This window comes from Actinoallomurus liliacearum (genome assembly GCF_039542035.1).
Taxonomy (GTDB): Bacteria; Actinomycetota; Actinomycetes; order Streptosporangiales; family Streptosporangiaceae; genus Actinoallomurus; species Actinoallomurus liliacearum.
In genome coordinates, this window is the sequence record NZ_BAABHJ010000013.1 from 1 (window position 1) to 6,744 (window position 6,744).

General features: G+C 73.1%; 8 protein-coding genes. 3 read left to right on the forward strand and 5 right to left on the reverse strand.

Translation table 11 applies throughout. From position 1 onward, the window contains the following. A partial coding sequence (locus ABD978_RS22085) for an esterase/lipase family protein (protein ID WP_345357535.1) occupies window positions 1-595 on the reverse strand: 595 nt, incomplete at its 3' end. Between the two features lie 208 nt (window positions 596-803). Between ABD978_RS22085 and ABD978_RS22090 the strand changes: the two genes are divergently transcribed. Continuing rightward, window positions 804-1,361, forward strand: coding sequence for a hypothetical protein (locus ABD978_RS22090; RefSeq protein ID WP_345357538.1), 558 nt, complete (start codon window positions 804-806; stop codon window positions 1,359-1,361). Window positions 1,362-1,371: 10 nt separating this feature from the next. Further along, entirely contained in the window at window positions 1,372-2,175 is an 804-nt protein-coding gene (locus ABD978_RS22095; protein ID WP_345357541.1) for a class I SAM-dependent methyltransferase, read from the forward strand. 36 nt (window positions 2,176-2,211) lie between these two features. On the opposite strand, the gene ABD978_RS22100 is transcribed toward ABD978_RS22095, so the two are convergent. Further along, window positions 2,212-3,309, reverse strand: a complete 1,098-nt coding sequence (locus ABD978_RS22100) for a DUF5925 domain-containing protein (protein WP_345357544.1) — start codon at window positions 3,307-3,309, stop codon at window positions 2,212-2,214. 106 nt (window positions 3,310-3,415) lie between these two features. Here ABD978_RS22100 and ABD978_RS22105 point away from each other — a divergent pair, with 106 nt between their 5' ends. Then, complete coding sequence (locus tag ABD978_RS22105; RefSeq protein ID WP_252811533.1) at window positions 3,416-3,841, forward strand: OsmC family protein; 426 nt, start codon at window positions 3,416-3,418, stop codon at window positions 3,839-3,841. A gap of 52 nt (window positions 3,842-3,893) precedes the next feature. Here ABD978_RS22105 and ABD978_RS22110 read toward each other — a convergent pair whose 3' ends face one another. The 3 genes from ABD978_RS22110 to ABD978_RS22120 all read right to left on the reverse strand — a co-directional run. Beyond that, complete coding sequence (locus ABD978_RS22110; RefSeq protein ID WP_345357547.1) at window positions 3,894-4,781, reverse strand: TIGR03620 family F420-dependent LLM class oxidoreductase; 888 nt, start codon at window positions 4,779-4,781, stop codon at window positions 3,894-3,896. Between the two features lie 111 nt (window positions 4,782-4,892). Continuing rightward, window positions 4,893-5,225, reverse strand: a complete 333-nt coding sequence (locus ABD978_RS22115) for an ArsR/SmtB family transcription factor (protein ID WP_345357550.1) — start codon at window positions 5,223-5,225, stop codon at window positions 4,893-4,895. A gap of 19 nt (window positions 5,226-5,244) precedes the next feature. Beyond that, a partial coding sequence (locus ABD978_RS22120; RefSeq protein WP_345357553.1) for a LuxR C-terminal-related transcriptional regulator occupies window positions 5,245-6,744 on the reverse strand: 1,500 nt, incomplete at its 5' end.

The following is a 6,744-nucleotide window of genomic DNA, read 5'->3' on the forward strand; positions in this document are numbered from 1 at the left end:
AGTTGTTGGTGGCGCCGTTCAGCTCCGTGCTGGTGTAGGGGTTGATGACTCCGTCGCACGGCGAGTACCAGGTCGCGTACTTCGTGTCGCCGGGCGTCTCGTCACCCGACGACAGCGTGGTGATGAACGACGAGCCAGGGGTCATCTCCTGGCAGGTGACGTACACCTCGCACGCCAGCGCGGCGGTGGTGCCGTGGTTCGCGCCCGCCAGGGACGCCAGGTGGCGGACGTACTGCTGGCCGCCGAGCTCCTTGATGTACCAGAGGCTGACGAGGCCGCCCATCGAGTGGTTGACGATGTCGACCTTGGCCGCGCCGGTCTGCTGCCGCACCTGCTGCACGTACGAGGCGAGGGACGCCGCGTTGGTCTTGTTGTCGCCGTATGAGTCGTAGTTGAAGGCGTACAGCTCGTTGGCGCTGTAGCCGGCCGCCTCGAACACCGCCTCGGCGGTCACCCAGTTGCTCGAGTTGCCGGTGTAGCCGTGGACGAACACGACGGGCGTGTGGCCGGCGGCGTGCGCGGTCCCGATGGTGCCGAAGACGACGCCGACGGCGGCGAGGACGGCCGCCAGCAACGAGCCGAGTGTTCGGCGCATGAACTCCTCCTGCGGGGTGGAAGGGGCGATACGCCGCAGAGTCTCCGGCTCCCGAGACGATCCGGCATCGGTGAAATCGCCAGTGTCAGCGTCGCGGCGCCCAGGCTCGGAAGAAGATCACGTCGGCCCGGGTGAGCAGAGGCGGAATCGCCGCCTCTCGGGCAGACTGTTCAGTGCCTCGTCCACCCACTCCTTGGAAGCCCCCCATATGACCGCGATCGTCGGCATCACTGACGGCAACACCGTCGTCATCGCTGGAGACTCCGCCGGGGTAGGCGGAGACATCACTCAGCCCCGTCTGGACGCCAAGGTCTTCACCAACGGGCCTTACGTGATCGGCTACACCACGTCGTTCCGCATGGGCCAGATCCTCCGCTACGCCTTCAAGGCCCCGGTCCCGCCCGACGGTGACGATGGCCTGCACGCGTTCATGTGCACCGGCTTCATCAACGGCGTCCGCGACGGCCTCAAAGAGGGCGGATGGGCCAGCAAGAGCAACGACCAGGAAGAAGGCGGGGCGTTCCTCGTCGGCATCCGTGGCCGCCTCTTCGAGATCGGCTCGGACTACCAGGTGGGCGAGTTGTCGGACGGGTACACGGCGGTCGGGTGCGGGGCGGAGATCGCCCTCGGGGCCCTCCACGCCACGGCCGGCGCCGGCATGTCCCTCGAAGCCCGCGCCATCGCCGCGCTCGAGGCCGCAGCGCACTTCTCCACCGGTGTGCGAGCACCGTTCACGGTCGTCGACACCGCAGAGCACGAGGACTGAAGGGACCGCGGTGCGACATCCCGCAGGCGAACATCCGCTCGACCCCAGCGGCTACGACGCCGAACTACAGCGGCACGACCGGTTACTGCGCCGCGCCTGTGGCGTGCGGCCGCACGACCACGTCCTCGACATCGGATGCGGGATCGGGCAGACGACCCGGGCGGCCGCGCGTACCGCCCGGGCGGGCGGTGCGCTCGGGATCGACATCTCCGCATCCGCCGTCGCGCGTGCCCGCGAGATCGCCCGGACCGAGGGGCTCGGCAACGTCACCTTCGAGAACGCCGACGCGCAGGTCCACCGCTTCCCGCAGGAGCGCTTCGACCTGGCGATCAGCAGGTTCGGCACGATGTTCTTCGACGACCCCGTCGCCGCGTTCGCCAACATCGGCCGGACGTTACGCCCGGCCGGGCGCCTGGTGATGATGGTCTGGCAGCCCCGCGAACGCAACGAGTGGAACGTCGCCATCCGCCGATCCCTCGCAGGACCCGACGGGCCGGCGGCCGCCGCCTCCGCCGGACCGGATCCGTTCTCGCTCGCCGACCCGCCGGCCGTGAAGGAGATCCTGGGCGCCGCGGGGTTCGCCGACATCGCCTTCACCGACGTCCACGAACCGGTCTACTACGGTCCGGACGTGGCCGCGGCCCTCGACTGGGTCCACGGCTTCACCTGCACCGGTGAAGCGCTGAAGCGGCTGGACCCCGCCGCCGCGGCGCGCGTGGTCGGGCGGCTGCGCGAGATGCTCTCCGCGCACCTGAGCGACGACGGCGTCTGGTTCGACTCCCGCGCCTGGCTCATCACCGCTCGCCGCCCCTGAGAAGGAACACGACCACGCGGCACCCGGTACCGGTGCTCAGAGGTAGAAGCCGGTGCCGGAGGTCGGGGGCACCGCGTCCGGGGCGCGGCCGTCGCGGATCGCGTAGAGCTCCGCGAGCGTCGCGCCGTCGGGGACGCCGTCCGTGGTGCCCAGCCAGGCGGCCGCCTCGGCCCGGGACAGCGGGCCCATCTCGATCTGCGCGATGCAGCGGCCGGGACGAACCACGGCGGGATGCAGACCGGCCAGCGGCCGGTTGGTGGTGAGCGCGACGAGCACGTCGCGGCCCTGGCCGACCAGGCCGTCGGTGAGGTTCAGCAGGCGGGACAGCGCCTGCCCGGTCTTCTCGCCGCCCTCGGCGCGGATCAGCTCGTCGCAGTCCTCGAGGACGAGCAGCCGCCAGCGCCGGTCCTCGTCGTCGTCCTCGTCCCCCACGGCGACCTCCATGAGGTAGGCGGGGTCGCCGAAGAGCTCGTCGGGGTCGAGCACGCAGTCGAACTGGCACCACTTCGCCCATTCGCGGGCCAGGGCCCGCAGGGCCGTGGTCTTGCCGGTGCCGGGGGGACCGTGCAGGAGGAGGAGCCGGCCGCTCACGTCGGCCGCCTGGACCGCCGCGAGCCGGTCGACGGCCGCCGCGGCCCTCGCCGCGTAGTTCCCTCTGATCTCCGACCATGGCGGCGCCGTGATCGACCGCTCGCGGCGCTGCGGCCCTTGCCGGCCGCAGTGCCAGAAGCCCATCTCGACGCGACCCTGCGCCGGTGTCTCGTCGACGGCGTCGCGGACCGACTGCGCGAGGATCGCCGCGGCCAGTTCGTCGCTCACGGCCGTGACCTCGACGACGCCCGCGCCGCTGCGCCAGCGGGCCGCGCGCAGGGTCCAGCCGTCGCCGGAGGCCAGGAGCGCGTCGCAGTTGTCCTCGCGGACCAGGCGGAGCACCCCCGCGTCCGCCGGGCGCAGCGGCGCGTCGGGGCGGACCCGGTCCAGGTGCTTGACCCGGGCGTACGGCTGGCGGCCCGTCGTGAACGGCTGCAGGGCGAGGACGTCGATCACACTGCGGAGCGAGTCGGTCGTGTCGAGGCGGTAGTCGACGGGCGCCTCAGGCTCGGCCCCTATGATCGGGACGACGGGTTCGGACATGCCCTCGATGATCGGGGCGCCGTTGGGCCGAGTCCAGTGAATTACCACTCTTCGGGCGCGCCGCCGCTCGGCGGCGGACCCCGTGCACGTCCAGAAGGAGCATCACATGGCCACCGTCCGTACTGCGAACGCTCACTGGGAAGGCCCGCTCATGGGCGGGCAGGGCAAGGTGTCGCTGGACTCCTCCAAGGTCGGGGAGTTCGAGGTGAACTGGCCGTCCCGGGCCGAGAAGCCCGAGGGCAAGACGAGCCCGGAGGAGCTGATCGCCGCCGCGCACAGCACGTGCTTCTCCATGGCGCTGTCGCACGGCCTCGCCGGGGCCGGCACGCCGCCGGAGTCGGTGGACACCCGTGCCGACGTGACCTTTCAGCCGGGTGAGGGCATCACCGGCATCCACCTGACCGTGCGCGCGTCGGTGCCCGGCCTGTCCGCCGAGGACTTCCAGAACGCCGCCGAGCAGGCGAAGGCCAACTGCCCGGTGAGCAAGGCGCTGGCCGGGACCAAGATCACGCTCGACGCGTCCCTGGCCTGACCCGGTCCGGCGTGGGCGCCGGTACGTCCCGCGCCCACGCCGCGCCCCGGGCTCAGTCGCCGGACCGGGGCGGCAGCGCGTCGCCGAGCGTGCGCCAGTGCGGCATCGCCGACCCGCCGGGCTCGACGCCGATGACCTGAACGGCGACGTGGTCGGCGCCGGCCTCGACGTGGCCGCGGAGCCGCTCCACGATGGTGTCCGGGTCGCCCCAGAAGACGAGGTCGTCGACGATGCGGTCGCTGCCGCCGCCGGCGATCTCCTCCTCCGAGTAGCCCAGCCGGCGGAACTTCGCGATGTTGTACGGAGTCGTCAGGTACAGGTGAAGGTGCTCGCGCGCGATCGCGCGGGCCTTCCCGGGGTCGGTCTCGAAGAGCACCGGGTGCTCGACGCCCAGGAACGCGTCCGGCCCGAGGGTCTCCCGCGCCTGCGCGGTGTGCGCGACCGTGACGTGGTACGTGTGGGCGCCGGCGGCGTGGTCGCGGGCCAGTTCGAGCATCTTGGGCCCGTACGCCGCCAGGACCCGGCGCATCGGAGCCCGCGGCGCGGGGCTCGCCGCCTCGATGGCGTCCATCTCGTCGAGGTACTCGCGCATGGCCGCGAGGGGCCTGACGCCCGGCCGCCGATCGCCGAACCCCAGGCCGAGCACGTGCCGGTCCGGGAAGGCGTCGGCCAGGAGACGGGCACCGCCGTACGTCGCCCGGGCCGTGCGCGACCAGATCTGCGCGATGCCGTTGACGACGTGCATCCGCTCGGTGGCGGCGAGCAGGTAACCGGCCTGCGTGAACGCCTCCCGTCCGCCGACCTCGGGGAACCAGAACGCCCGCCAGCCCAGCTCCTCGAGCTCCTGGATCGACTCGCGCATCCGCGCGGCCGGCTGGTGCTCGAAGTCGAACGTGTAGATCCCGAACGTCCCGAGATCCAGGCCGTCAATGCCGCCCATCGAACATCTCCTCGTCCACTTCACCGTGACGCATCGAAATATCGCAGATATTCGATATGAGACGCAACCCGTCACCCGCGCCGGCACGACCGTACGAGGGTCCGGCGCTCTCTAAAGGGTCCGGCCGAGCGCGGCGACGAGCTGGGCGATGCGCTGCTCGTCGCGCTTGTAGTGGGTCCACTTGCCGACGCGTGTGGCGCGCACCAGGCCGGCGCGCTGAAGTTCGGCCATGTACGCGGACACCGTCGACTGGGCCAGGCCCGCCTTGGCCTGGATGTGGCTCACGCAGACCCCGACCTCGACCGGGTCGGCGATCGCCTGCTCCGGCGGGAAGTGACGCTCGGGCTCGCGCAACCACGACAGCATCTGCAGCCGCATCGGATTCGACAGCGCCTGCAACGCGCGGACCAGGTCGGGATCCGGTGAGAGCGCATCGTCCGCCATGGATCCGGAGTATAGGTCGCTACCGCGTCAGCTCCAGGCGGGCCAGCTCTCGGCGGGACGAGACGCCGAGCTTCGGATACGCCTTGTAGAGGTGGTACTCCACCGTCCGCGGGCTCAGGAACAGCTGCGCGGCGATGTCCCGGCTGCTGTTCCCCTCCGCCGCCAGCCGTACGACCTGCAGCTCCTGGGGGGTGAGCCGCTCCAGGAGGTCGGCGGCGGCCGGGCGGGCGGCGGTCGCGGACTCGCCGGTCGCCCGTAGCTCGGTCCGCGCCCGCTCGGCCCACGCGTCGGCGCGCAGTCGTTCGAAGACCTCCAGCGCCGAGCGCAGCGGGGCGCGCGCGTCGGAGCGGCGACGGGCGCGGCGCAGCCACTCCCCGTACAGCAGCTCGGTCCGGGCCCGCTGGAACGGCCGCCCGCCCTTGTCGTGGAGGCGCAGCGCCTCGGCGTACGCCGCCTCGTCGTCGTGCAGGAGCGCGCGGGAGCGGAGGGCGACCGCCCGCGCCCACGGCAGGCCGCCGGCGCGCGCCCACTCCTCGAACCGGCGGAGCGCCGGCTCCGCCCGTTCGGGGCGCCCGGCACGGACCGCCGCCTCCACATGGTCGGCGTTCGCGACGGTCACGGCGGTGGTGAAGCCCCCCGGACCGCGTCGCGCCTCCTCCAGCCGGTCGAACGCGTCGTCGTACCGGCCGAGGCCGAGGTCGAGGAGGCCGCGCGCGCAGGCCGCGGCGGCGGCCTCGGCGCCCGGCGCGCTCCGGCCGCCGACGCCGAGCGCGTCATCGGTCAGCGCCCGGCAGCGCTCCTCGTCGCCCTGGACGGCGGCGACCCAGGCGAGCACGATCTCCAGCCGGCCGACCCGTTGCCGCCGGCCGGTGTCGCGGGCGATCGTGATCGCCTCGGCGACGTTGGCCTCGGCGTCGCGGAACAGCCCGGCGGCGACCTGCGCCTGGGCCAGCCGCTGCAGCGCGCCCGCCAGTTCGCCGGCCAGCCCCCGCTCCCGGCAGCGGGCGACCTCGGCGGTCGCCAGCCGGATCGCCGCGTCGTCATCGCCGAGGATCAGCCCGGCGTGGATCGCCTCGACGAGCGCGCCGGGCTCCTCGGACACGTCCGTACGGCGACCGCCGCCCGGCGCGCCCTCGAGAACCTCCCGCATCAGGGGGACCCCGCGCGCGAAGTCGTCGTCGGCGAGGTGGGCCATCCCCTGGATCAGCGGATCTCGGTACCCGGCCGCGGCCGACCGTTCGGCGGCCGCGCGGATCGCCTCCGCGTCGCCGGAGAGCCAGGCGTACGAGGCGCCCATGCGCAGCATCGCGGCCGCCCCTCGGTCGTCGGCGACCTGCGCGACGAGGATGCGGGCGGCCTGCCGGGGATCGCCGCGTTCGAACTCGACGGCGGCGCGGATCCGCGCCAGCCGCGTCCGGGCGGCCGGATCGGCGGTGAGTCCTTCGGCCCGCAGGGCGAGCTCGCGGGCGCGGTCGGCGCCGACCGCGCCCGCAGCGGCCCCGGCCGCCTCGGTGAGGCG

Excerpts from the sequence above, each read along its gene's own strand:
- ABD978_RS22115 (WP_345357550.1), bottom strand. The coding sequence starts at position 5,225 with ATGGCGGACGATGCGCTCTCACCGGATCCCGACCTGGTCCGCGCGTTG.
- ABD978_RS22100 (WP_345357544.1), bottom strand. The coding sequence starts at position 3,309 with ATGTCCGAACCCGTCGTCCCGATCATAGGGGCCGAGCCTGAGGCGCCC.
- ABD978_RS22090 (WP_345357538.1), top strand. The coding sequence starts at position 804 with ATGACCGCGATCGTCGGCATCACTGACGGCAACACCGTCGTCATCGCT.
- ABD978_RS22110 (WP_345357547.1), bottom strand. The coding sequence starts at position 4,781 with ATGGGCGGCATTGACGGCCTGGATCTCGGGACGTTCGGGATCTACACG.
- ABD978_RS22105 (WP_252811533.1), top strand. The coding sequence starts at position 3,416 with ATGGCCACCGTCCGTACTGCGAACGCTCACTGGGAAGGCCCGCTCATG.